General features: G+C 59.3%; 23 protein-coding genes. 12 read left to right on the top strand and 11 right to left on the bottom strand.

Features of this window, described 5'->3' with window-relative positions; genetic code table 11:
* Positions 1-32 precede the first annotated feature (32 nt).
* Entirely contained in the window at positions 33-296 is a 264-nt protein-coding gene (locus ISP19_RS18610; RefSeq protein WP_204683918.1) for a DksA/TraR family C4-type zinc finger protein, read from the bottom strand.
* A 77-nt stretch (positions 297-373) separates the two neighbouring features.
* Positions 374-1,003, bottom strand: coding sequence for a GIY-YIG nuclease family protein (locus ISP19_RS18605; RefSeq protein WP_204683917.1), 630 nt, complete (start codon positions 1,001-1,003; stop codon positions 374-376).
* A 602-nt stretch (positions 1,004-1,605) separates the two neighbouring features.
* Between ISP19_RS18605 and ISP19_RS18600 the strand changes: the two genes are divergently transcribed.
* The 4 genes from ISP19_RS18600 to ISP19_RS18585 all read left to right on the top strand — a co-directional run bounded on the left by ISP19_RS18600 (position 1,606) and on the right by ISP19_RS18585 (position 7,027).
* Positions 1,606-1,950, top strand: coding sequence for a hypothetical protein (locus ISP19_RS18600; protein ID WP_204683916.1), 345 nt, complete (start codon positions 1,606-1,608; stop codon positions 1,948-1,950).
* An 8-nt stretch (positions 1,951-1,958) separates the two neighbouring features.
* Positions 1,959-3,827: a tetratricopeptide repeat-containing diguanylate cyclase gene (locus ISP19_RS18595; RefSeq protein WP_204683915.1), complete on the top strand. Its 1,869-nt coding sequence runs from the start codon at positions 1,959-1,961 to the stop codon at positions 3,825-3,827.
* Between the two features lie 39 nt (positions 3,828-3,866).
* Positions 3,867-5,711 (top strand): diguanylate cyclase, encoded by a 1,845-nt coding sequence (locus ISP19_RS18590; RefSeq protein WP_204683914.1) that lies wholly within the window; start codon positions 3,867-3,869, stop codon positions 5,709-5,711.
* A 119-nt stretch (positions 5,712-5,830) separates the two neighbouring features.
* Positions 5,831-7,027 carry an FAD-dependent oxidoreductase gene (locus ISP19_RS18585; protein ID WP_204683913.1) on the top strand — a complete coding sequence of 399 codons (1,197 nt, stop codon included), beginning with the start codon at positions 5,831-5,833 and terminating at the stop codon, positions 7,025-7,027.
* A 340-nt stretch (positions 7,028-7,367) separates the two neighbouring features.
* Here the strand turns inward: ISP19_RS18585 and ISP19_RS18580 are convergent, their stop codons facing one another.
* Both ISP19_RS18580 and ISP19_RS18575 read right to left on the bottom strand, forming a co-directional pair.
* Entirely contained in the window at positions 7,368-8,285 is a 918-nt protein-coding gene (locus ISP19_RS18580; protein ID WP_204683912.1) for an SPFH domain-containing protein, read from the bottom strand.
* Between the two features lie 294 nt (positions 8,286-8,579).
* Positions 8,580-8,792 (bottom strand): hypothetical protein, encoded by a 213-nt coding sequence (locus tag ISP19_RS18575; protein ID WP_204683911.1) that lies wholly within the window; start codon positions 8,790-8,792, stop codon positions 8,580-8,582.
* Between the two features lie 12 nt (positions 8,793-8,804).
* On the opposite strand from ISP19_RS18575, the gene ISP19_RS18570 reads away from it, so the two are divergent.
* The 6 genes from ISP19_RS18570 to ISP19_RS18545 all read left to right on the top strand — a co-directional run bounded on the left by ISP19_RS18570 (position 8,805) and on the right by ISP19_RS18545 (position 12,995).
* Entirely contained in the window at positions 8,805-9,230 is a 426-nt protein-coding gene (locus ISP19_RS18570) for a hypothetical protein (RefSeq protein WP_204683910.1), read from the top strand.
* Between the two features lie 415 nt (positions 9,231-9,645).
* Positions 9,646-10,308 carry a restriction endonuclease gene (locus tag ISP19_RS21525; protein WP_204683909.1) on the top strand — a complete coding sequence of 221 codons (663 nt, stop codon included), beginning with the start codon at positions 9,646-9,648 and terminating at the stop codon, positions 10,306-10,308.
* 277 nt (positions 10,309-10,585) lie between these two features.
* The gene (locus tag ISP19_RS18560; protein WP_204683908.1) at positions 10,586-10,741 is read left to right on the top strand and encodes a hypothetical protein; all 156 of its coding nucleotides are present in this window, start codon (positions 10,586-10,588) and stop codon (positions 10,739-10,741) included.
* A gap of 104 nt (positions 10,742-10,845) precedes the next feature.
* Positions 10,846-11,115 carry a GIY-YIG nuclease family protein gene (locus tag ISP19_RS18555; protein WP_204684377.1) on the top strand — a complete coding sequence of 90 codons (270 nt, stop codon included), beginning with the start codon at positions 10,846-10,848 and terminating at the stop codon, positions 11,113-11,115.
* A gap of 106 nt (positions 11,116-11,221) precedes the next feature.
* The gene (locus tag ISP19_RS18550) at positions 11,222-11,674 is read left to right on the top strand and encodes a MarR family winged helix-turn-helix transcriptional regulator (protein WP_204683907.1); all 453 of its coding nucleotides are present in this window, start codon (positions 11,222-11,224) and stop codon (positions 11,672-11,674) included.
* A gap of 43 nt (positions 11,675-11,717) precedes the next feature.
* A complete protein-coding gene (locus ISP19_RS18545) occupies positions 11,718-12,995 on the top strand; it encodes an MFS transporter (protein ID WP_204683906.1) in 1,278 nt (425 codons plus the stop codon).
* On the opposite strand, the gene ISP19_RS18540 is transcribed toward ISP19_RS18545, so the two are convergent.
* From ISP19_RS18540 to thpR, 6 genes are all read right to left on the bottom strand, one after another.
* The gene (locus ISP19_RS18540; protein WP_204683905.1) at positions 12,992-14,569 is read right to left on the bottom strand and encodes a tetratricopeptide repeat-containing sulfotransferase family protein; all 1,578 of its coding nucleotides are present in this window, start codon (positions 14,567-14,569) and stop codon (positions 12,992-12,994) included. The genes ISP19_RS18545 and ISP19_RS18540 overlap by 4 nt on opposite strands.
* 128 nt (positions 14,570-14,697) lie before the next feature.
* Positions 14,698-15,225, bottom strand: coding sequence for a dihydrofolate reductase family protein (locus ISP19_RS18535; protein ID WP_204683904.1), 528 nt, complete (start codon positions 15,223-15,225; stop codon positions 14,698-14,700).
* A gap of 207 nt (positions 15,226-15,432) precedes the next feature.
* Positions 15,433-16,698 carry a GGDEF domain-containing protein gene (locus ISP19_RS18530; RefSeq protein ID WP_204683903.1) on the bottom strand — a complete coding sequence of 422 codons (1,266 nt, stop codon included), beginning with the start codon at positions 16,696-16,698 and terminating at the stop codon, positions 15,433-15,435.
* 547 nt (positions 16,699-17,245) lie between these two features.
* Positions 17,246-18,295 (bottom strand): hypothetical protein, encoded by a 1,050-nt coding sequence (locus ISP19_RS18525; RefSeq protein WP_239556940.1) that lies wholly within the window; start codon positions 18,293-18,295, stop codon positions 17,246-17,248.
* Positions 18,296-18,947: 652 nt separating this feature from the next.
* On the bottom strand, positions 18,948-19,835 hold the full coding sequence (locus tag ISP19_RS18520; protein ID WP_204683902.1) for a hypothetical protein: 888 nt from the start codon (positions 19,833-19,835) through the stop codon (positions 18,948-18,950).
* A 112-nt stretch (positions 19,836-19,947) separates the two neighbouring features.
* Positions 19,948-20,526 carry an RNA 2',3'-cyclic phosphodiesterase gene (gene thpR, locus ISP19_RS18515; RefSeq protein ID WP_204683901.1) on the bottom strand — a complete coding sequence of 193 codons (579 nt, stop codon included), beginning with the start codon at positions 20,524-20,526 and terminating at the stop codon, positions 19,948-19,950.
* On the opposite strand from thpR, the gene ISP19_RS18510 reads away from it, so the two are divergent.
* A complete protein-coding gene (locus ISP19_RS18510) occupies positions 20,508-20,957 on the top strand; it encodes a hypothetical protein (protein ID WP_204683900.1) in 450 nt (149 codons plus the stop codon). The genes thpR and ISP19_RS18510 overlap by 19 nt on opposite strands.
* Positions 20,958-21,293: 336 nt before the next feature.
* Complete coding sequence (locus tag ISP19_RS18505) at positions 21,294-23,354, top strand: DUF2278 family protein (RefSeq protein WP_204683899.1); 2,061 nt, start codon at positions 21,294-21,296, stop codon at positions 23,352-23,354.
* Between the two features lie 82 nt (positions 23,355-23,436).
* On the opposite strand, the gene ISP19_RS18500 is transcribed toward ISP19_RS18505, so the two are convergent.
* Positions 23,437-23,856 (bottom strand): hypothetical protein, encoded by a 420-nt coding sequence (locus ISP19_RS18500; protein WP_204683898.1) that lies wholly within the window; start codon positions 23,854-23,856, stop codon positions 23,437-23,439.
* Positions 23,857-23,952 lie beyond the last annotated feature (96 nt).

The raw sequence follows: 23,952 nt of genomic DNA, 5'->3' as shown, positions 1-23,952 counted from the left end.
GCAGCGCTTGTCCGTTACCAGACGTTTATCGGTCAGCGCAGCTGGCTGTCCTTGCTTCCGCGCCGGTTGTAGAGGCTGGTACTGCGCTCGGCATCCTGGGCTTGCTGACAGTTGACACACAAACGTACGCCGGGCACGGCTTCGCGGCGCGCCGCAGGAATGGGCGCATCGCACTCTTCGCAGTGCGTCAGGCCGGGACCTTTCTTCAACTGGCGCCGCGCACGCTGGACCGCATCATTGACCGTGGCATCGATCTGGTCTTGCACGGCACCATCGCCGGCCCAACCGGTAGCCATAGAGGCCTCCTGAACTTCATCGACAACCCGCGTATTTTAGAGCCTATCCACCGTCGCTGCATGCTGGAAATGCCGCGTCAACAAGCATCTCTCGCATGCCACGCCAGCACCTCGGGCGGCACCAGGCGGGCCAGATCCATATCCAGCGCAGAACACGCATCGAGCGTATCGCCAAGCGTCTTGGCATAACGCGTATCTAAAGCTTCGGGTAGCGCATTGAGCGCCTGCCACTCAATCATCTCCAACATCCGCGACGACCATTCGTAAAGCTGATCGGCACACTCGGCAAAGCGACTTCGCAGCCAATCGTGCAAAGGCGCATGCACGGTGTAACCGTAGCGTTCGGCTACACGACGCGCGAATGCATCGACCTCACCCGCAATGCCACGGAACCATTCGGTATGCCCGCCGGCCGCTTCCGACACCAGCAACGGCGCAGACGCCCTGCATTCGGGCCACCGCTCAATCAGCAATCGCTCAAGACGCCGCGCATCGCGCAGGCGGCTGGTCTCGATCAGCATGCCCTGCTGCAGATCGAACAGCGCGAAGAAGCGCGGATGGAAACTGCGAAAGCGCTGGACGGGGTCGTGGGTGAAACCGATCTTGGTCAGGTCCTCACCCTGGCATGGCAGCACGTAGACGAAAGTGTGCCCGCCACGAGCGGCGCGCAGCACGTCCAGATCGCCCTGTTCATCTGGCTCGTTCACAGCCACCACGAACCTCGACACTCACTCGCCACCTGAGTAATCCGCCAATACTGTACGGGTAGTGGTTCCGGGGGTAAGTGTCTGAACAAAGCATCATCCAGCAAGACCAAAAGGCTTACCCGCCCATATGAAGCCCGGCGTTTTGTCTCGGGATTGCCCCGATGCCGGCCTGGGCATCGATCCGGCACCTGCGGCTAGTCGCATTTCGGAGCCAGCCAGAACCGATCAAAGTGCCTGGCCGACCCCTGACAGATGGACCTGACTGAAGCTTAAAACACTGCCAGGGACAGATGTTGGAAAGTCCGATGCGCTGGCCATTCCACCCGCCCGTGGCATGGATATCGATATCAGTGCCTTGTCCGGCTGGAATCGCTGAATCGCGAATTGGCCGATAACTGATTTATCGCCCATTCGCATCTTCATCTTTGTAAAAAACAAGGCCCATGGTCCATACCATTGTGCCCTGTCCGTGCTGATTTATATCGCATGGGAAGCCTTTGGGCAGGCTATGATAAACCCGCCCTACGGCTATCCGGGGCGCACGTGTCCAGGGGCTCAGCTGGGGATCGCAAAGTAGCTGAACAACAACAGGGGTAAGCTCGATGTCGGATGTTGTCGATTTTCTGGAAAGAATGGGAAGCGAAGCGCATTGGCGCCATGCGCCTGCGGGTGAGATTGAACAGGCGTTGATTGAGGCAGACATCGAAATCGAGATGCGTTCGGCCATTCTCACCAACGACGTTTCCGAACTGCAGGCTCTGCTAGGGCAAGTAAAACTGATGGACATGCAGACTCCTGGCCCGAGTCCGGAAGAAATTCCGGAGGAACCAGAGCAGCCCGATCCCGAGAAGAAAGAGGAGGAAGAGGAAGAAGGGGGTACCACTGGAGCCAAGCGGTCAAAAGATGCTGGCGATTCAGTGTTCGCGTCATCACTTTCTCTGTCGTAACCAGGACCATGCGCGTCACCGGCAGCAAGCGCCGGAGATATTTCGCAGGAGTCGCATTGCTCCTAGGCATGCCTGCGGGCGTGGTGGCTGCCACCGCGCCCGCAACGGATGACACCGCTCAGCTATTTGCTCGCGCGGATGACATCAAGATGGCGCACAACGACGTCTACGTAACGCTGATCGCGCAACTCGAAAGCAGAGCGGCAAAACTGTCGGATGCCGACAAATGGCATTTACGCTATCTGGAAGCCTGGCAAACCGCTTATCTCGGTCAGAACGACAAAGCCAGGTCGATGCTGGAAGCGGTAGCAACACAGGACCCCGATATCAATTTGCGAGAGCAGGCTAAAGCCACTCTGATCAACATTCTTGGCATCGGTCATCGCTATGAAGATGCTTTTGCCTATCTCGACCAGGCGCTCGACCAGCTACCGCAAATCACCGATAAAAACACCCGACTGCACGTACTGGCGGAAGCTGCGCAATTGCTGATCGCGGCTGGTCAATATGACCTGGCCATCAATTACACCGATCAGATCCTGACCACGCCCTCCGCGGGAGGCTATACCTGTATAGGCATAGGCATAAAGCTCGAGGCTGAATTTCGCAAAGGACAGGGCATCGACACGATTCCATCGCAGTTTCAGCAAGGGCTAACGGAATGCTTGGAAGCCGGCGACATGCTGGCCGTTGATACGATTAGACGCGACATGGCCGCCCTGGCCATGCAGCGAGGCAAGATCAGTGATGCGATTGCCATATTGCAAAACAACTATGCCGATGTACAAAAAATTCACTATGAAGACCTGGCTTCCGAATACAACGCCATGCTCGCCGAAGCATTCTGGAAATCCGGCGACACCTCACAAGCGGAAAAATATGCGATTGCCACGGTTGACGCTGCATCCAAGAGCGGTTTCAGCGAACCACTGATCAAAGCATACGAGCTGCTCTATCAGATCGCCCGGGATAAAGGCGACCTGCGCGCCGCACTTGCCTATCATGAAAAATACATGATCGCCAACAACGGGCACCTCGACGACACCCGCGAGAAGGCACTGGCTTACCAGCTCGTCAAACAGCAAGTCGAAGCCAAAAAGACTGAACTTAATGAGCTGAACAAACAAAACCAGATCCTTCAGCTAAGGCAGGCCCTCGACCATAAAGCTGTAGAAACCAGCCGCCTCTACATTGCCCTGCTACTGACCGTGCTGGCATCGATCGCCTTCTGGCTATACCGCCTGAAGCGCTCGCAGCTGCGCTTTATGCGCATGGCGCGCAGAGACGGACTCACCGGCATTTTCAACCGCCAGCATTTTGTAGAAGAGGCGGAGCAATCGCTACGCTACGCCGCAAAATCCATGCGCTGCGCCAGCCTGATCCTGATCGACCTGGATCACTTCAAGACGATCAACGACACTCACGGCCACATCACGGGCGATCAAGTGTTGCGGCGTGCCGTCGCTGTATGCCAACGCCACCTGCACTCCTGCGATGTGTTCGGCCGCTTGGGCGGCGAGGAGTTCGGCATCCTGCTACCCGAGTGCAGCGCGGAAAATGCTATCGAGCGTGCCGAACAACTGCGCATCGCCATCCATGCAGCACCCGTTGATGACTCCGTGCCCGTTACGATCTCGGCCAGCCTGGGTATTGCCTCCACCGTCCATCACAGCTACGACCTGCGCGGCTTGCTGGCCGCTGCGGATGAGGCGCTCTACCGGGCTAAGCGCGACGGCCGCAATCGCGTGGTGATCAACATCGCAAGCTATAGCCCGGCGAGTGCAGGAGCCGCGAAAACCAATGGCCTCGAAGCCACCGACCACGCCTCCAATACGTCCTCGGACGGCGAATCGCTCGACTACGCTGCCGAAAAATAGATGCATTCCCGCTTCCTCGTATTTGCCAAAGCCAGGACCATGCATGCCACCGGCATTAGTCGCCGGTCAAGCTGGATGGCAGCCATTCTTCTAAGCGGATTTGTGGGCACAGCATCGCCTGCCGCTGCCGTTCCCAGCGACACTGCGCAGCTTTTTGCACGCGCGGATGCCATCAAAATGGTCGACAACGCCAGCTACCAAAAGCTGATCGAACAACTTGAGCGCAGAAGTGCCGTGCTCTCTGACACAGACCAATGGCATCTACGTTACCTGGAAGCCTGGCAAGCCGCTTACGTCGGCCAGAACGACAAGGCCCGCCTGCAACTTGAAGCCGTGATAAAACAGTCGCCGGATGCCGACCTGCGGGAGCAGGCCAGGGGTACCCTCGTCAACATCCTTGGCATCAGCCACCGGTATGAAGAAGCATTTACCACGCTGGATCAAGCACTCGAAGAACTTCCCGGCATCGTCAACAACAGCACACGACAGCATGTATTGGCAGAAGCTTCGCAATTGCTGACCGAAGCAGGCCAATATGATCTTGCCATCAACTACGCCGACCAACTTATCCTGATTCCTTCCGCATTGAATTACAGATGCGTAGGCGTGAGCATCAAACTTGATGCGGAATTTTACAAAGGGCCGCATGACGACGCGCTAGTTTCGCAGCTTCAGCGTGGCGCCAATGACTGCCTTGCCGCCGACCATACCCTTTCAGCCGACGTGCTGCGTAGTGACATTGCCAGCATCGAGATAGAACAAGGCAAGAACAGCAAGGCTATTACGCTGCTGCGCGACACCTATCAGGACATGTCCAAGCTCCAGTATCAATGGCTGGAGGCCCGATACAACGTCTTGCTCGCAGAAGCCTACTGGAAGCAAAACAGCACCTCGCAAGCGGAAAAATATGCCTTGTCGACAGTCGACGCCGCATTGCAAGGCAACTTTGTGGAGCCACTGAGCAGCGCCTATCAACTGCTCTATCAAATTGCCCAGCAAAAAGGAAATCTTCGCGATGCGGTGATGTACCATGAAAAATTCCGGATCGCCGACGACAACCGCCTTGACAACATACATGAGAAAGCGCTCGCTTATCAGGTCGCCAAGCAGCAGGTGGAAGCCAACAAAGCTGAAATCATCGCGTTAAACAAGCAAAACAAAATCCTGGAGCTGCAACAAGCGCTTGAGCACAAGGAAGTGGAGTCCAGCCGGCTCTACATCGCCTTGCTGCTCACTGTTCTAGCCTCAATCGCTTTCTGGCTGTATCGCCTGAATCGCTCCCATCTGCGCTTCATGCGCATGGCGCGACTGGATGGCTTGACCGGCATCCTCAACCACCAGCACTTTGTCGAAGAAGCGGAACGATCGCTACGCCATGCTGCCAAGTCCATGCGCTGCGCCAGCTTGATCCTGATCGATCTGGATCACTTCAAGTCGATCAACGACAAACACGGTCATACCGTGGGCGACCAGGTCTTACGGCGCGCTGTCGCCGCATGCCAGCGCCACCTGCACTCCTTTGATGTATTCGGCCGCCTGGGTGGTGAGGAGTTCGGTATCCTGCTATCTGAATGCAGCGCAGAAAGCGCGATCGAGCGCGCCGAACAATTGCGCATCGCCATCCATGCGACACCCATTGATGATTTTTCGCCGATTACGATCTCGGCCAGCCTGGGCATTGCCTCAACGTTTCATCACAGCCACGACCTGCGCTGCTTGCTGGTTGCCGCAGATGAGGCGCTTTACCAGGCAAAGCGCGATGGCCGAAATCGCGTGGTGATCAACATTGCAAGCTATACGACAGCGAACGGGTATGCACCCACCCACTACCCCGCCAACGCACCTTCTGATCGCGAATCACTCAAGTACGTCGCCGAGAAATAAACAACTACGTTCGCTGCCGCAACCTCGCTCAAGTATGCCGTCAAATGGCCACCATCGTTTGATCTCCGCACAAAGATCGGGTAAGAGAAGCCACGCTTCGACGCGACGGGAGAGTCTTTGTGCAACGACGTCAATTTCTACGCCATGCGGGCACCACGCTCGCCCTGGCTTCCACCGCCACGCTCGCTGGCTGCGCCCGGCAAACCATCGTGCCGAACACAAAGCCCGCGCTTCCGCGGCGCGCCGCGCAACTGGAATCGGGCATCGCGGAACTGGCACCGGTCAGGGCGCAGGTGGACCGCATCACCGGCGTATACGTATGCACCCGTCCTTTTCGCGCGGCAGGGCCGCGTCTCGAGCTTGAAAAAATGGGCGACAAGGCCATCGTGCACAACTATGGGCACGGTGGCAGCGGCTGGTCGTTGTCGTGGGGTTCGAGCACGCTCGCCGTGCGCATGGCGCAGGCCACCGGTGTGCGTGAGCTGGGTGTCATCGGCTGCGGTGCGCTGGGGCTCACTTCGGCCCTGCTGGCGCAGCGTGCCGGCATGTCGGTGCGCATCTATGCCAAAGCCTTGCCGCCTGATGTGTTCTCGATGCGCGCCACCGGCCTGTGGACGCCGGACTCGCGCATCTGCGACGCAGAGCACGCCGCGGAATTCGGCGATCGCTGGGAAACCATGGCGCGTACGTCCTATGCCATGTACCAGAGCATGCTGGGACTGCCCGGCGATCCGATCGAATGGATCGATGGCTATCATCTGCTCGACACCACCCCAGGCCAGCAAAACAACACGGTTTCCGACGAACCGGAATACGGCGACTTGGGCGATCGCATCAATGATCTCTCGCCGCAGTCCGTCACCCTGCCCGTCGGCAGCACACCCTTTCCGCAACCGGCGCGGCGTTTCACCATCATGATGTTCAACATCACCAGCTATACGCGCATGCTGATGTCCGACTTCCAGCTCGCCGGTGGAAAAATCGTCGTGCGCGAATTCACCGATCCGCGCGAATTGCAGGCGCTGCCCGAGCGCACCCTGATCAATGCCACCGGCTACGGCGCCAGGGCGCTGTTCAACGACGAGTCGATCATTCCCGTGCGCGGCCAGACTGCGCGCCTGATTCCGCAACCCGAAGTGAATTACGCGCTCAATACCCGCAACCTCAGCATGGTGCCGCGGCGTGACGGCCTGCTGGTGCAGGTGCTGGGTGACACCGGCAATTTCAACAACAGCGATCTCACGCCCAATCGCGCAGCCTCCGAGGCCGCGGTGCGGCAGCTTGCCGACATCATGGCGACGATGCGCAGCACCTGACGATTCGCCCTGCATGCTTGCCCGCCTCTCCGTGCGGAGAGGGCGGCAAATCGAAACACCTAGAGCCTGTTAGCACCATTGGCGTAGCCCGCGTTATCGTGGAGTGGCCGTCAGGTGGTAGTGCGTGGCGCCGGCTTGGCTGGCTGCCAAGGCAAGCCGCGCGCTGCCGCATGGCGGCCACTCCGCGTCAACCCGAAGGGCCGGGTCTGTTTGCCCACCATCCTGCGTCATCGCTCGGTCGTGTACCGACGTACACTCCCTCGCTCTTCCTTGGCTGGCGCGCAAACAGCTTCCGGCGCGGGCCACGCCAATGGTGCTAACAGGCCCTAGATCGAGCTGCTTACTTGGCTGCATCCTGGCCCTTGCCCAGGTCGATCATCGGAATCGAACCGGCGCCGACCACTTGCGGCAGGATGCCGTTCCAATGCTGCAAGCCATAGAAATGCGCGTATTCCGGATTGTTCTTCAACGCCTCGCCCACTGTTTCGATCGCCTTGGCCTGGGCTTGTGCCTGCAGAACCGTCGCCTGCGCCTCGCCGTTGGCGCGTTCGACTGCAGCCGTCGCCTCGGCCAGGGCGGTCACGGTTTTCTGCTCGCCTTCGTATTTCTTCTGCGCCACGGTGTTTTCCGCCTGCACCGCCAGGTTCTTGGCGCGCACTGCCTCTTCGATGGATTGATCGAAGACGGGGGAGTAATGAATACCGACCAATTGCACGTCAACCACGTCGACATTGAATAACCGATGCAAGGCCTCGCTGATGTCCTTGCGCATCTGCGCGGTGATCTGCGCACGCTGGTCGGAAATCGTCAGCGTGTTGTATTGCGCGAACGCCGCCAGCGCGCGATCCCTGACCACCGGCAGGATGGTCGACTCGATATCCACCGCGCCGGCACGGCCCACGTGATACAGCAGGTTCATCACGGCCGAACTGGGAATCTGGTAAATCAGGCTCACGTCGATCGTGACTTTCTGATTGTCGTTGGTATACACATCCAGACCATTCAGCGTATAGATCGAACGACTGGTCTGCAGACGATCGACCGTTTCGAAGAAAGGCACCTTGAAATGCACGCCCGTGGTCAGCGGCGTACTGGTCATGGGCGTGCCGCCCATCCAGCGCGTCCCGGCTTCTTCGCTCGGCGATACGACAAATACGCTCCCATACAGCAGAACAATAATGACAACGACGGCGAGCACACCGCCCATGCCAAAACGACCGGAAAAACCGCGCAAATCCTTGGACGGTAAATTAAGCATGGAGCTCCTCCATTACGGATGGCATTGAACGCAAACATGCAGCAGGGCCCATGCCGCCAGCAGCGGCAGCCTGCATGCAAACCTTTAAGAAACGGAAGTCATCCCAGCCTGACCCGCGCTAACGCCGTCGCACAAAGCGCCGCGGCATCACCCCAAGTCAGCAGCAAGCAAGGTGGGCCGGCTTTCCCATGCAGACATGTTCATGACTTTCTCCCCCTGAATAGGGGCGCATCTTGACGTAAAGAGGAGAGGGTTGCGAGTGGCGAACGCCACGCTTGGGTGAGGTTGAGGAACTCAATCCTCAGGTTGCAGTGTCATGACCCATGACCAGAACGTCTCCGGGAAGACGATGACTGCCTTGTTGGCGGCGTCATTATCCTCCTTCCCCTGCCAAAATCTCTGGTCCATGCCAATAAATTGCGAAGAATTTACGCGGCAGCCGTTCCACGCATATAGCCCCTTTACCGAGTCCGGCAGGAACATGTCGCAACTGCCAAGCGGCAACATGAGCACGCCACCGTGACCATCATGATTATCCAAGGGCCGCATACGACGACCCGTTCCCTCAGCAAGGAATTGCTCGGCCATCTCAAGCAGCTTGCCTTGTCGGCAGGACGCACCGTGGAAGTTTGTACTTGCCACGGCTTGCGCGATTTCGTCGCGCGCATTCGCACCGCACGGCCGCAGACCACGGAATTCATGCTACTGGCTCCAGGCAGCCTTGCTCAGCAAGTCCAGGCCCACCCCGACGCCGGACTGAGCGATGCACTGGGTGCCTTGGGCATGCCCTATATCGAGGTGCAGGACGATTGCGATGACACGCTGGAAACCTGCGAGTTGTCCAACAAAGGGCCGCTTGCCACCGTCGTGATCAACGGCGACACGATGGCCAGTTATCGCATTGCACTCGGCATCGCCCTGCGTCGGCTTGACGCTGCCGCCTGATACAGACCGCCTCCCGGCCATACGCAAGCGTGCCGACATGCCAGGGTGGCCTGCCTGACAACACCCAGCCCTCGCCCCCGTCCGCGTGTACAGCGAGGCGGCATGCTGCTTGGCATTGACATCGCATACACACCCGGTTGCGTCATTCCCTGGCACATCAAGTGACGCAACGAGTCACGCCCGGCAGGTCATCGGCGTTGCCGCATTGATCATTATTTGATCAGCTCGTTGGGTCACATCAGCGAAAACAGCGACTTCCACCCATCATCCAACAGCGCACGCACGCAGCCTGGCTGCTCGTGTGGGCGCCGGACCTTGGCGCGCTTCGTGCTTACCTTTCGTTCAAGGACATCCCATGTCATGACACTTCAGGTGATGGCACAGCCATCTTGCGATCAGTCGCTCAGGGGGAGCGGTGGCACGGCGTAAAGACAGCGGCATCCCAATGGTCTCCGGCCTGCCTTGGCAAGCCGGCATCGTGCTCGGCGTGACCAGTTACGTCGCCGTGCGCTATGGCCTGGGCTGGTGCATGTCCACCTTCGGCGGCCCCGTTGGCCAGGCCCTGGGCAGCTCGGTGGCCGAAGGCGCCTACGCGCCGATCGCCTGGCTGTTGTTGAGCGCATGCTGGCTCGCCGCCTTGGTCTCCTTTCTCGACTGCCGCCGCCGCAAGCATTTGATGGGCATGCAGAACGGGCCCGGCATGCTGCGCGCGATGGATTGGCGCCAATTTGAAACGCTGGTGACCGACGCCTTCGAGCACCAAGGCTACAGCGTGCGCGGAACCGGCCTGGCCGGCGTGGATGGTGGATACGATCTGATCCTGTACCGGGACGGCTTGATGACCCTGGTGCAGTGCCGGCAGTGGCGCACCAAGCTGGTCGACGTGAAGCTCGTGCGGGAAATGTATGGCTTGCTGGTTCATCACCACGCCGATGCCGTGAAGATCATCGCCATCGGCAACTATACCGATGATGCGCAGCGCTTCGTCCGCGGCAAGCCGATCGAGTTGATCTCCGGCAACGCACTGCTCGCCATGGTGCGGGAAACCCGCACTTCGGTCTTGGCCAAAGCCGGGTAACTTCGACGGTCAAACCGGCCGCTCAGGCCGCAATTCCAGCCGGCCCCGCGAAGAAATCCATCTGCCTGGTTGACGGAGCGAAACCACATGCCGGCTCGTAGTCCGCTGTCCGCGCCGTGTCCGGGCAAATGTCCAGACCGTCCGCGGACAGCCGCGTAGTTCGCAGAGCACATCGAAAAACGGCTTTCTGACGCGGATTTGCGCGCATTCGAAGGGTTGGCACGAGCCTTGCCACATCTCCAATGCAAGCGCCAATCACCCAGTCAGGAGAACCGCAATGAAATTCGAGACTGTGATGCTGCATAGCCTGTTCGCCGCCTCCCTGCTGCTTTGCGTGCTGACCCTCGGCTCCATGCTGATCGCGAAAGCGCCTGGATCGAACATTGCCGCCACGCATACTCACGTCACCGCGATCGCGAAGTCGGCCAGCTGAGCTCGCCGACCAGCGATTGCACGAACGCTCGGCTCACCAACACGATGAATGAACCAGGCGCGCGTCGCGCACCCTCGATCGCAAGCCCGGCTACCATCGCCACGATGACCGAACCGTGCAACGAAAACCTGTGGTACCTGTACCTGATCGAATGCCGTGATGGTTCGCTCTATGCCGGCATCACCAACAATCTGACCGCCCGCTATCAGGCCCATGCAGAAGGACGCGGCGCACGCTATACCCGCTCGCATCCGCCACTGCGGCTGATTGGTGCACGCCCCTACGACAGCCGGGCAGCTGCCTCCCGCGCGGAATGGGAAATCAAGCAGCTGCCCAGGCACAAGAAAATCGGCTATCTGCAGCAGGACGATTAGTCAGGCATGGCGCAACGTTTCGGCGCCGCCGGAAAGTCCGCTTCGGCACCAGCAATTACGAAGCCAAACTTGGTAGTTTAACTTCATATGTGCCAGAATCGGCGCCATGCACAAGCGCAAGCCAGGCCCTTCATCCATCCAGGTCATGGCGACTGCCGTGGAGCTTCGCAGTCTGCTCGGCCAGCTTAGGCGCCGGCTGCGTGAACAAGCAGGCACCGGCGATTACAGTGCCTCCCAGACCGCCGTGATCAGGCGCCTGGAACGCGAAGGTCCCGCCACCGTCACCATGCTCGCGCACGCCGAAGGCATGCGCCCTCAGTCGATGAGCGCCACGGTGGCTTACTTGCAGTTGGCCGGACTCATCACCGGCACGCCGCATCCCACCGATGGACGACAAACCTTGTTGTCGCTCACTCCTGCGGGCGTGGCATGGATCAAGGCCAAGCGTGCTGCACGTGAGGACTGGCTGGCTCGCACGATCCAGGCAAAGCTTTCCCCTGCCGAACAAGCACAGCTCAGCGACGCCATGCCGCTGCTCAAACGCCTGGTCGAACCGTGACAGCCCGAATGGCCATCAACCCACTTCGTAGCGCCGATTTCCCATGAAGAACACCTTCCGTTCGCTGCGTGGCTACAACTACCGTGTCTGGGCCAGCGGTGCGCTGGTGTCCAACATCGGCACATGGATGCAACGCATCGGGCAGGACTGGCTGGTGCTGACCCAGCTGACCCATAACAACGCCACCGCCGTGGGCGTAGTGATGGCGTTGCAATTTGGACCGCAGCTCCTGCTGCTGCCGCTGACCGGTTTTGTAGCGGATCATCTGGACCGGCGAAAACTGCTGTTCGCCACGCAAGCCATGCTGGGAACGCTGGCGCTGGGGCTGGGCCTGCTTACGGTGACCGGGCTGGTGCAGTTGTGGCAGGTCTACGTCTTTGCGTTTTTGCTGGGCTGCGTCACCGCGTTCGACGCCCCGGTACGCCAGAGCTTCGTTTCCGAGCTGGTAGGCGAAGCCAATCTATCCAATGCCGTCGCCCTGAACTCCACCTCATTCAACGCCGCGCGCATGATCGGGCCTGCGGTAGCCGGTCTGCTGATCGCAGCGGTGGGTTGCGGCTGGGTGTTCATCATCAATGCGGCCTCGTTCGCCGCGGTGCTCTATTCGCTCACCCTGCTGCGTATCAGCGAGCTTCATCCCCAACATAAGGCCAAGCGCAGCCGCGCGAGCCTGGTCGAAGGCTTTCGCTATGTGTGGGCGCGGCAGGACATGCGCGCGATCCTGGTGATGCTGTTCCTGTTCGGCACCTTCGGCTTGAACTTCGCCATCTTCATTTCGACCATGGCAGTGCGCGTGTTTCATGCCGGCGCGGGCCACTACGGATTCCTGACTTCGACCCTGGCCATCGGCACGGTGGCCGGCGCCCTGCGCGCGGCGCATCGCGCCAAGCCACATGTCGCGCTGTTGCCCGGCGCCGCAGGCATGTTCGGCGTGCTATTGGCGATTGCTGCGGTGATGCCCAACTACTGGCTGTTCGGGGCGGTATTGATCGGCATCGGCGCCTGCGCGCAGACCTTCACCACCTCCACCAACAGCTACATGCAGCTTTCCGCCGAACCGGCCATGCGCGGACGGATCATCGCCATCTTCCTCGCCATCGTCATGGGCGGCACGCCGCTCGGCGCACCGATGGTCGGATGGGTCGCGGATACATTCGGGCCGCGCTGGGCATTGGGCGTCGGCGCGGCAGGTGGGCTGGTCGCGGCGGCGGTAGGTATTCGTTATCTGGTGACTTATCACCAGTTGCGCCTGCACGTGGATGCCGGGAGGCTGCGGCTAAGCCTTGCGCAGGCAACCGACACGGACAGGAATGCCGCCTAGCGAAGCACCCCCGATGCGGCGAGCAACTCATGCAACTCGCCCAGCTGCGGCGCATAGTTTTTCCAACGCCCCAACGCACCGCGATACACCGGCGTACGAACCTGCCACGCATTCGGCGTATTGACGGGCGCAGCGTTTTGCTCCGGATGCAGACAAGCCTCGTTCCACGGCAAGCCACAGAACTCGAGCAACTGACGCGTGCTGGCTTCCTGCGACTCGATCAGCGTTTCATATTGCACTTCGAGCATGCGGCCGGGAAAAACACGCTGCCAATGTGCCATCAGGCGATCGAAGCCAAGGTAGTAACGGCCGGTGTCGAGCAGATCGAAGGAGTAGTCGTAAAACGATGAACCGTACTGCTCGAACAAATGGCGGAACGTGCCCAGGCAGGCATCCATCGGATCCCGCCGCAGACAGACCAGCTTCGCACCCGGCAATGCCTGTGCAATAAAACCTGCATAGAGGAAGTTGTGCGGCATCTTGTCGATGAAGCGCGGCGTGTTTTCCGCATAGGGGCAAGTCGCCGTCAGATACTCCGACGCCAGCCGCTGCCAATCGAAACCGTGCACACGCGCCGGAAGTTGCGGATCGAGCAGCACCGGCATCGTGCTGCCGGACACACGCTGCACGCTCGGCGGAAAGATCTGCAACTCGCCAGCCGACTTCACCTCAGGATGGCTGGACAGAATGCGATCCAGCAAGGTGGTTCCCGTCCGCGGCATGCCGATCACAAAAATCACCTGATGACCGAGGTCAGCTGGAACCGTTTGTGTTGCGGCAGCGGGAAAGCTTTCGATCAGGCGATCGAAAATTTCCTGATCGCGCTGTGCCGAATCACGCCGCTTTTCCCGCCCCACGGCATTGCCACTGCGATAGTGCTCGAAGGCGCTGGCGTAATCACCCAGATCCTCGCATTCCTTGGCCAAGGCCATGTTCAGATAAGTTTGCGCGCCCGGATGGTTGGCGTAGCGCGTCAGCAAGGACCTGAGCCGCTCGACATGATTGTGGTCGGATGTCTGGCGACGCAGCTTGGCCAGACTCAGATGCGCCATCCAATAGCAAGGATCGATACGGATGCACGCCTCCAGTTCGCGCTCGGCGTCATCGGCATCGCCCATCGCACTCAACGAATACGCCAGATGGAAACGTGCAGGCGGCAGATTCGGCACCATCGCCACCTGCCGGCGAAACACCTCTACCGCCTGCTCATGCGCGTGCGCCTGGCTGTAGACCACGCCCAGTGTGTCGAAGGTAAAGGGATCTGCCGGCTGCAAGGCCACCGCCCGGTCAGCCGCCGCACGCGCCTCGCGCAGATAGCCCATCAAGGCCAGTGACTTGGCGTACTGCGCCATGAAATCAGCGCGCAGCGGCTCCAGTACCGTCGCCTGCCGCAGAAAATCCGAGGCCTGTGGCAATTGTTGCAATTCCATATGCGCCACGCCCGCCATGAACGGCGCCATCGCTTCCTTGGGTGTGAGCGGCAGCAGTTGCAGCGCCAGTTGCTGCACCTGCGGCCAATCGTGCCGGTTGAACGCGTGAATAAGGCGGCCCTGCAAATCGGAATAGGCAGTCATAGGCTCCCAATACGGAATGGCCAATGGGGCAGTGGTCGACGCTTGAAAACAATGCCCCTGGCGCTGCCGCTCACGACATCACGCAGCATGGACCCTGTCAAGCAACGGAAGGGTGACCATCACACCACTCATCCGCCAACGCCAAGCGCATATTCGCTTTGCACCAAACCACTCGCGTAATGACGCGTTGCGATGTGCCGCAGCGGGATGTCGCGCGCGATAGCGCCAAATAGCGGAATACCTGTTCCAATCAACACCGGTACGCGCGTAATCACCAGCCGCTGGATCAGCCCGGCACGCAGAAATCCCTGGATCGTCTTGCCGCCATCCACATAGATGTGTCCGATGCCGCGTGCCGCGAGTGCGGACGCAATCACCTCCGGCGACCCAGCCATATGCTCTACCACCGCGTCATCAGGCGCCGGAGCAAGCGCATGGCTGCTGAGCACGAACACCGGTTTTTCACCGTAAGGCCAGGCGTCGAAGCCGAGCACCGTCTCGTAGGTTTTCCGCCCGATGACCAGCGCATCCACGCTCGCCATGAATTCGTCATAGCCATGCGGCTCACCGCCGCCGGGTGGAAGAAAATCCAGCGCGCCGTCGAGCCTGGCCATGAAACCATCGACGCTGATACCCACGAACACCGTCGCTTTCATCAGGATGCCCTCGCCCAAGCCGCCGGCGAAACCGTTGACTGCGCCAGCTTACTCCGCGTAGCCGGCGATCATTTGCCAGGCCATTGAACCGCTCACCGCACTCCCCGAGACAACGATCCGTAAACCCTGCCCGCGATCGACGTCGGGCGGGCCCTTAAGGATGCTCTGATCTATTCCACGCACTACGTGGAATAGATCAGAGCATCCTTACGTCTCCTGCACCCGGCCACCACCATTCCGTTTCGCGGTGTACATGCGCTCGTCCGCCAGAATGGATAAGTGATCCGGCGTCTGCGCATCGTCCGGAAACATCGCCAGACCGATGCTTGCACCAATCTGCATGGTTTTCCCCGCGACCGAGAGCGGCGCTTCCAGCAACTGCTTCAACATGCTGGCGACCTGGGTCGCCTCCTTGCGGCTGATGGGTCCTTCCAACACCACCGAAAATTCGTCGCCGCCGGTCCGTGCCAGCGTGTCGATCCGCCGCAGCCTCGCGGTGAACAAGCGCGCGACCTCTTGCAGTACTTCATCGCCAGCGTGATGACCCAGCGTGTCATTCACTTCCTTGAAGCCATCCAGATCGATGGCCAGCACGGCGGTGCAACCGTTGCGCTGCCGCGCACGCTCCATCGCGCCGCTGATCCGGTCTTCGAACAGGCGTCGGTTGGGCAATCCGGTCAGCGCATCATGGTTGGCAAGATGCTGATTACGTTTCAGCTGCCCCTCCAGCAGCAACAGGATCATGCCCACGGCGACCAGATACTTGGGCAAGTTCCAGACCTCGGCGCCGACATGCACGTCCGGCAGAAAAATATCGAAGGTCAGGCCCAGGGGAAACACCAGCGACCACGCCAGCAAGCCCAGCAGCGTGACCACGAAGCCGCCCGTCCTGCGCTGGTTGAACACCCCGAATTGAAGGCAGCAAATGAAATAGGCCGCGAACAACGGCAACACCACCATCAAGTCGGGCCCATGCGGGGAGAACTGCCAACGCAGCAACGTCATGGCCAGGGCGACATTGATCACCACACCGATCCATCGGCTTGCCGGACGTTGCTCGCTCCGCGTGGCTGCAGCGATCGCCAGCGGCACCAGCGCAAACAGACTGGCGGTGACCGCCATGACGGGCTGCGGCGGTATCGTCGGCAGCAATGCCAAGGCGATATACAGCGTGTACACGAACGACATCGCCCAAAACAGCAGGCGGCTGCCCCATTGCCTGGGCTTGGGGTCGGTAGACCAGCAAAACAGCTGCGCGCACCAGACCAGGGACGAGGTGCCCGCGATATCCGCGACCACGCCCCATGTGCCCGGCAGATCAAGGAACGAATAAGCGGCGAAGTGAAACTCGACGCAGATCCACCCTGCCAGCCACAATCGCGTCATCATGCCGCCCGCCGGACGCGCCACCGAGACAAACGCGTAGATCAGCACCCCGACGGCCAACAGATCTGGGAGTTCTTTCCAGGACATGCACTTGGACCACGCGTGCTGCGCCCCTAAGGGCAATCGCAACTTGTTGACGTAAAAGTTTACGCAACATCCCTATTCGGCCATGGGCGGCCTGTGCGGAATCACGCTGGCAAGCCCCCCGCCCTTCCTGGCTGCCCCAGCGGTTGATGTTGTGGGTAAGGCCATCTTACGAAGCACACGCCCGCAAGACCATGTTCGGGAGCGCCATAACGCCGGCAAACACAGGCATCACAGGTACAACAAAGCATGTTCAAGCCATGCCATTAGATCGGCAGGCCGCGTGATTTCTTTAGTGAAATGTGCATGCGGCGTGAAGATGATGCCCTATCTGCTGTGACAGGTGTAGCGGGTATTTGGAATATCTGCCGCAATCGAGGCAAGCGATGCGAATCCCGTATCGACGTCTTGTACCCACGTTCCAACTTTGGGACGTCGAGACGATGCGGCACCCCAAGCCATCTCATGCACGCCCAGGAACATGAAAAGCGCCGAGGGAAATCCCTCGGCGCCGATGTCACAAAAGCGCAACGAACTGCAACCGCGATGATCAGTTCGACTCGGTGAACTGAATCGACGGGGTCGAGCCGCCCGAAGCGGTGCAGCTGCCCAGGTTGAGGTTGTTGCTTTCACCGGTGGTGCCCGAATCGGCCACGCAGGACGGCGCACTGGTGGAACCGTCATTCACGGCCACGTTCACGGTGATCGACGTGCCACTGTTGAACTCGGCTTCCGAACCACCCGCGTTACCCACCACGTTGTATTCCACCGTGTTCCACACCTGCGACAGATACAAGGTGCTGTCCTTCTGGCTGGTGCTATAGGCATCACCGCCATAGGTGAGAACGGCGGTGTCGTTACCACCCGAAGCCACCGTACCCGTCATCACCATGCCACCCAGATCGGTGGCCGGTACATCCGGTGCGGTGGCGGCGGAGCTGTTGCCGTAGCAATCGCCTTCGCCATCGCTTGCAAAGCCGCTCGGGCAGCGGCTGCTGCCGTAGCCGATCAGCCAGTTCTGCATGAACACGGCGGCCTCGCCCTGCACTTCGTAATCGGGTGCATACACGAACTGCTGCCAGACGGTGCAGCCAGAATGGTTCTTGCACGCGGAGGTGGTCGAGGTGAATTGCGAATTGATCTGCAGCGAGTACTCGTTCGCACCGAGGATGCCGCCATCGCCATAAGCCGGCACGCCAACGCTCTGCTCAGAGGTCACGCCCGTTACCGATGGGAAGCTGCCGACCGCCTTGGTGATCAGGCTGGAACCCGTCTGCAGCGTGTAGTCATTGCCATTGCCGGCGGTTTGCGGTGCGGCAAAAAGATAATAGTGCGGCACGGAATGCGCACGAGCCGGCAGGTTCTTGCACGCTACCTGCTGCCAGACAATGCTGGGATAAGAGGCGTGAAAACAGCCGTCCGACGGCGTGGCAATCTGCGCCATATCTTCACGCCAGGCTTGACGTGCCAGCGCTTCAATCGGGCCTACCTGGTTCGAGGCCTGTGCGGAAACATCATTGGATGGCGCCGCGAAAGCCGCGGGAACGCACGCCGCACTCACAAGACCGGCCAGGAACACCAATTTCAATTTTGCTTGCATTGCAATTCTCCCCAGACGCAATAGCTAAAGGTTGCGGCTCCGGATCGTCCGGAAGCCGAGGCATTTACCACACGACTTACCAACACGCGTGCAGCTGAAACAGCTGCAGCGAATCCTCTCCCGACCCTCAGGGAGACGAAAACAAGGTGATGACAGATCCATCTGAGCATGTCGCTAACGCCGTGTGCGCAAGCGCATCATCAGCGAAGGCATGCAATGGTGATGGCCGCGCGACTTCCCCTAAGCGCATGCCGATCACGCCCCCTTCACAACCTGGAATAATCGACTCAATCCTTATGTCCGAATTTCTCACCAACTTCTCGCCAGAATGCGCATCACCATGTGTAGAAGTCGTGATGTTGGTGACACGCAAAAACGCGACTTAGTGATATGCAGCACAAATTGAGAGGTTTCGCGATTTAACGTCACGACTTCGTGAACGCCAATACTCACAAGCACATCGATCGCTACACAGCCTCTAAATCGCTTTTCAAACGCAGAGCGAATGAAAGACCCGACTAATCACCGAGCGCTGTGTGCATCGAGTCGGTGATTAGTCGAAGAAGAGGTGTCGATCAATATCACCGGCATGCCATGCGACATGGCAAATAGATGAGTGACGCAACTCAGCTTCTGCTGAGTGGACATCCCGCTAATGATGCTGATGCGCCACCGGCCTCGGCGCCACGGCAAGACCGATCACCCAGCCCAGGTAAAAGCGGAAATCGATGGTGTATTCCATCCACGAATAAAAGTGCCAGTCGTGCGACGCAAACCGCCATAGCGTCAACTGGAAAAGTCCGGCGACAAGCAGCCAGATGCATGCAGTGATCGCCGTCAACTTGGCACAACGCGACAGTGCAAGCTGAGTCGGGTACTTGTGCATCACCGCCCATCCCCAAAAGAGAATGAAGGCGCAGGGTATGACCGTCGTGATGCTGTCCTGGACCGGCCAGCTTGAGAGAGGGCCCAGCGAAAACAGCATGAAGGCCGCGAGCAACAAGGCCGCCCAGCTCACCCTTCGCGAATGGCCTACGCACAACCACGCAACCGTGACCGTGAAGGGAATGGACGCCCACTGAAACACTTCTGACAAAGCGTAAAAAAGGCTGTCTTCGGCACGGTGCTCGGATGAGGACGTCGCTACAAAACTGGTGATGGCTTCATGCACACACACCGCCAAGACCGCGAAGCCGAACGCGGCAACCGTGGCGTGTGTCGGCGTGCGATGCCGATGCGCCACATGCAGACTCATCGCCCGCAACCGCTCAGTCAAGGGTTCCACAAAGAACGCCACAATCGCGCCCACCAGCATGGCCGATGCCGCGGTGACCCAGTTGAAATGATGGACGATGGTAAGCAGGCCCTGCCAGATAAACTCCGGTGCCGCCGAACAAACCGATACCCAGGCCGAAAAGAAGATGATGTTGAACGCGCCCAGATAAGGGGCATGGAACTGCGAAACATCAACAGCTCGAACCGACCCCTGCCCTTCGCCCTGGGCTTGGGCAACACCGGTTTCCGGAGATTGCGAATTCATCGACGCCCCCATCCCAAGGGAGTACGGGCCGCCCCAAAAGGCGCGCGACAAACTTTATCAGCTTGCAGTCCAGCGGGATGCGCATGTCCGGCACCCTGCCCCGGGCCTGCGCTTATCCCAATGATTTTCCGGCGAGGCGAATATGGCGGGTTTTACCCAACAGGCTATGGATCAACAGCACCTCGCGCACCGGCCATGTAAGAGGTTCAATCGATTCGAATGGCACGGCGGCCTTGTCGTAAACCAGGGTCATATGCGGGGTGAACGAATCACGCGTATGTTGCGCCAGGGCAGCGGTGCGCAGATGTGTAGCGAGTTGCTTGTGCAAGGCATGGAGCGCCTCATTGCCTTCGCTCGCCGTAAGCACCCACGCAGCATTGGCGTGGCGGCTGCTGAAACTGCCGACTCGATCGAAGCGAATGGCAAAAGGCTCCGCCGCCAGATGCGACAGGGCTTCGCTGGCCTGTGCAACCAGCCCGGGCGGCAGCTCGGTGTAATCCCCAAGATGGAACAGCGTCACATGCAGCCGCCCCGCTTCCACGGGCTTGCCGCGGAAACCTTGGGTGGCAAGACGCTGCGCGGCCCAGGTTTCCAGCTGCGCCGCATGCTGGGGATCGGGGAACACCGCCAGAAACAGGCGATCAGTGGGGATGGCAGGATCGAAGCCCGGCAATGATCCCTGGCTGGACATGGCTGACTACCTTTGCTTACGCGTGGACAAACGAAAACAGACCGCAAAGTCTTCAGATTAGCCGCGCCAAAATCAACCTCCTCCCTCGGGCATCCCTGCGCTTTTTGCTGACTGCATTCAACCGGGCCCGCACGCTGTCCACGCTGGCCGCGGCGATCAACCCGCCCTATTGTCGTCCGCCCGCTGTCCGGACAGGCGGACAACTGTCCGCGGACAGGCCCGTGCGTTTTCTTCAAACCGCACGAATGGCGCTGTTATGCGGTTTTCGAGCTGACCATCCGGTTGGCACGCTGCTTGCCATCTATCACTCGAAAGCCTCACTACTTCATCCACGGAGAACCGCCATGAAATTCGAAACCCTGCTGCTCAATAGCTTCTTCTTTGCCTGCGTAGCGATCTGCGTGTCCACGCTTGGTGCGATGCTGGTGTAAGTGGCTCTTCAACGAACTCGCCACTTAATGGGAAACGAAACGCCATCCATGAAGAAACATTCCGTGTGATGGCGTTATTGCCATAACCTTGCTGCGTCCTGGCAAAACATCCCGACCGTTTTTCGCTTAAATCAGTCGGCCGCCATGTCCAGCGGCATATATCCATGATGACCATTTAGACCCACTTAAAGTCCCTCGTAAAATAACGGACATCATCCCTTCACAGCTCATATGCGGGCCACCTGATAGGAATTACCCCGTTGGCGACCACTGAGTGACAGCGCCCAGGACGCACTCACTCACGCGCGTGTCAGCCACAATCAAGGGGGAAAAATCATGGCTTTGCACGGTTACGGTCTGTTGATCGGAACGATTACGGGTTTTCGCAAACCACGTGGCAATGAAAGTCATTGGCTGCTGATGGTGCAGCCCAATAATCCACATCATCCACCCTATCGGGTGTCGCTCAATGTCCCATCGGTCCAGCCCGACGACCACTCCGAAATCGAATACCAGATCATCGACTTTCCAGCCAATGATCCGTTTATCCGCAAGCTGATAAATCTGGGCGCAAGGAAAGGCGTAAAAGGCACCCAGAACTTTTTGCTTGCGGAGGAAAGCCAGGACATCCCTCGCCTCGATTACACGGACGGCAGGATTTTCGATCCGCTGGCATTCCCCTCCGAAGCCAGTGGACATCCAAAGGTCGGCAAGGCCTGGCGCAAACAAAGCCTTGCAAAGTTGCAGCGCTGCGCAGAAAAAGCCGCACACAGCAACGCGCTGGTTGCCGTCTTCGGCACCGGCTATCCCATGAATCATCAAACCGGCGAGTATCCGTCGACCGGATTTACCGGCGTCGACAACGTGCATATGAACCAGGGCGCCTTCAACCGAACCAACGGCACCCTGCACTATCAAGAAAACGGAACGGCCCAGGATGGTGGGTTCATCATTTTGTCCCCATCCGGCGCACAAGGCATCTTCATCAAATTCCGCTCGCAAACGGTGCACACCGACGAGCACGGGCACCCACGCATTACCGGCATTGAAGATATCGATCGCGTTACACCGCAGATATGCAAAGCCATCATGCCACGCATCCCCCGTACGCGGAGCGAGCCATCTGCCATTGAAGCGCGCTCGGCAGGCGCTGCCGCGGTAGCTGCCTTGAGCAAAACCGCCCAGCCGTCCAGCACGCCCAATAAGCAAGGCTATGTTTTCGCGGACTTTGATACCGATGACGCGACGGGCAAATTCATTACCGACGACGACAGCGCCACCTACAACACTCCCTTCGTGCAAAAACAGTCGAAGGGTCAGACGCGGGGCCCGGTTCCCAATCCGCGCACCAATCCGATCATGGACTTGACCAGCGTCACCGGCTCCAACCCGCCCGGTTATACCCAGGGCGAAAGTGGCGAGAGCATTGCCTTCGACATCATCGGCGATAGCGGTGCGGTCAACCCGTCCAACTACGATCGATACGAACAAAAAGTTTCAGACCTGCTCGCCGATGACGCCAAAGCGCCCCAACCGGCCTTCATGTTCCACGTTGGCGATGTGGTTTATTACTACGGCGAACGCGCCTATTACTACGGCCAGTTCTACGATCCCTTTCGCGCTTACCCCGCCCCGATCTTTGCCATTCCCGGCAATCATGACGGAATTACATACGAAGCGTCCCAGGTTTCCCTGGCGGATTTCCAGAGCGCATTCTGCACCACCACACCAGGTCGCTGGCCCGGGGCGGGAGGCATTTTGCGTAGCACGATGACCCAGCCCGGCGTTTACTTCACGCTCGACGCTCCGTTGGTCTCGATCATCGGCCTGTACAGCAACTGCGGCGAATCCTTCGGCTGGCTAGACGCACAGCAACTGAAATTTCTGTACAACGAATTGGTTCGCCTCAAGCAAGCAAGGCAACAAAGCTTTCGCGCCGTGATTCTGGCCATCCACCATTTCCCGCGCTGGTTTCCCGGACAATCAAAGAAAGATCCCACCAGCACGGCCATCGACGCTACTTTCGCAAAAGCCGGCTTTTGGCCGGACGCCGTCATCTGCGGCCACGCGCATCTCTATCAAAGAGTCGTTCGCCAGAACGTGGGCCAAAAAAAGCGTCAAGACATCCCCTACATCGTGTCCGGAGCCGGCGGCTATGCCATCAACCCCGCCGAAGAAGTCGACAAAAAATACATGCAAAAAATCGGTGTGCAAAAAGGCAAAAGCAACAAGCTTGGCTGCGTGATCTTCGAACCGGGTTATGTAAGAGCCACCGTAACCAAACCCGCGACCGGCAACCCAACCCTGAAATTTGAATATCGAAGCGTCAAGCCACAGTCCAGCCAACCCGATGACACATGCACCGTCGACTTGACCGCACGCAAGATCATCAGTTGACGATTGGCCCCATCAGAAGCCAGACGAGCCTGTCTGGCTTCTGGCGTTGCATCGATACGCTGGTGCGCTGATCGACGTCGTTTCAGTGCTCATGCAGTAGCGCCTTGATCGCCTCGAGCACTTCATCCGTATCGTCAGACCATTGATCAACGATACCTTCCAGGCGATCGAGCGCCATCATTTGTTCCCGCGTCACACACTCGCCGCGCCAACGTTTCACCTGTTCACGGCACATCGCGGCATTCAAGGCCGTCTCCTCGTAAACAAGCCGCATGCGCACCAGATCGAAGCGATTGACCAGGCCCGGATGTTTGATCGCCACGCGCATGCTTTTCGCCTGGACACGAGCCCCCTCGGCCGCGCGGCCGACCGCAAACTTGAACGCTGGCATCAGCGAGAGCGGACGCCAACGTTGCTCCGGATTCGTCACTTTTTTCTGCATGCTGCACAGCCCGCCCTTAAAAAAAGCGAGTCCGCTGACTATCCCTGCGGCCTCCAGCATGCGCCCCGGACGGCCATAGGTCCACTGGCCAAGACGACCATGAACCTGGAGAGCGCTTTTAGCCGTCAAAAAGGACCGATGCCCCCGACGCCACAG

This window comes from Dyella flava (assembly GCF_016904955.1).
In the GTDB taxonomy this organism is placed as follows: Bacteria; Pseudomonadota; Gammaproteobacteria; order Xanthomonadales; family Rhodanobacteraceae; genus Dyella_B; species Dyella_B flava.
Note: the sequence above shows the minus strand (reverse complement) of the source record. Positions and strands in the feature narration are given on the sequence as shown.

Coding starts and splice junctions, on each gene's coding strand:
- ISP19_RS18610 (WP_204683918.1), bottom strand. CDS start 296: ATGGCTACCGGTTGGGCCGGCGATGGTGCCGTGCAAGACCAGATCGAT.
- ISP19_RS18600 (WP_204683916.1), top strand. CDS start 1,606: ATGTCGGATGTTGTCGATTTTCTGGAAAGAATGGGAAGCGAAGCGCAT.
- ISP19_RS18595 (WP_204683915.1), top strand. CDS start 1,959: ATGCGCGTCACCGGCAGCAAGCGCCGGAGATATTTCGCAGGAGTCGCA.
- ISP19_RS18590 (WP_204683914.1), top strand. CDS start 3,867: ATGCATGCCACCGGCATTAGTCGCCGGTCAAGCTGGATGGCAGCCATT.
- ISP19_RS18580 (WP_204683912.1), bottom strand. CDS start 8,285: ATGCTTAATTTACCGTCCAAGGATTTGCGCGGTTTTTCCGGTCGTTTT.
- ISP19_RS18575 (WP_204683911.1), bottom strand. CDS start 8,792: ATGTTGCCGCTTGGCAGTTGCGACATGTTCCTGCCGGACTCGGTAAAG.
- ISP19_RS18560 (WP_204683908.1), top strand. CDS start 10,586: ATGAAATTCGAGACTGTGATGCTGCATAGCCTGTTCGCCGCCTCCCTG.
- ISP19_RS18555 (WP_204684377.1), top strand. CDS start 10,846: ATGACCGAACCGTGCAACGAAAACCTGTGGTACCTGTACCTGATCGAA.
- ISP19_RS18550 (WP_204683907.1), top strand. CDS start 11,222: ATGCACAAGCGCAAGCCAGGCCCTTCATCCATCCAGGTCATGGCGACT.
- ISP19_RS18545 (WP_204683906.1), top strand. CDS start 11,718: ATGAAGAACACCTTCCGTTCGCTGCGTGGCTACAACTACCGTGTCTGG.
- ISP19_RS18540 (WP_204683905.1), bottom strand. CDS start 14,569: ATGACTGCCTATTCCGATTTGCAGGGCCGCCTTATTCACGCGTTCAAC.
- ISP19_RS18535 (WP_204683904.1), bottom strand. CDS start 15,225: ATGAAAGCGACGGTGTTCGTGGGTATCAGCGTCGATGGTTTCATGGCC.
- ISP19_RS18530 (WP_204683903.1), bottom strand. CDS start 16,698: ATGTCCTGGAAAGAACTCCCAGATCTGTTGGCCGTCGGGGTGCTGATC.
- ISP19_RS18525 (WP_239556940.1), bottom strand. CDS start 18,295: ATGCAAGCAAAATTGAAATTGGTGTTCCTGGCCGGTCTTGTGAGTGCG.
- ISP19_RS18520 (WP_204683902.1), bottom strand. CDS start 19,835: ATGAATTCGCAATCTCCGGAAACCGGTGTTGCCCAAGCCCAGGGCGAA.
- ISP19_RS18510 (WP_204683900.1), top strand. CDS start 20,508: ATGATCCCTGGCTGGACATGGCTGACTACCTTTGCTTACGCGTGGACA.
- thpR (WP_204683901.1), bottom strand. CDS start 20,526: ATGTCCAGCCAGGGATCATTGCCGGGCTTCGATCCTGCCATCCCCACT.
- ISP19_RS18505 (WP_204683899.1), top strand. CDS start 21,294: ATGGCTTTGCACGGTTACGGTCTGTTGATCGGAACGATTACGGGTTTT.
- ISP19_RS18500 (WP_204683898.1), bottom strand. CDS start 23,856: ATGCTGGAGGCCGCAGGGATAGTCAGCGGACTCGCTTTTTTTAAGGGC.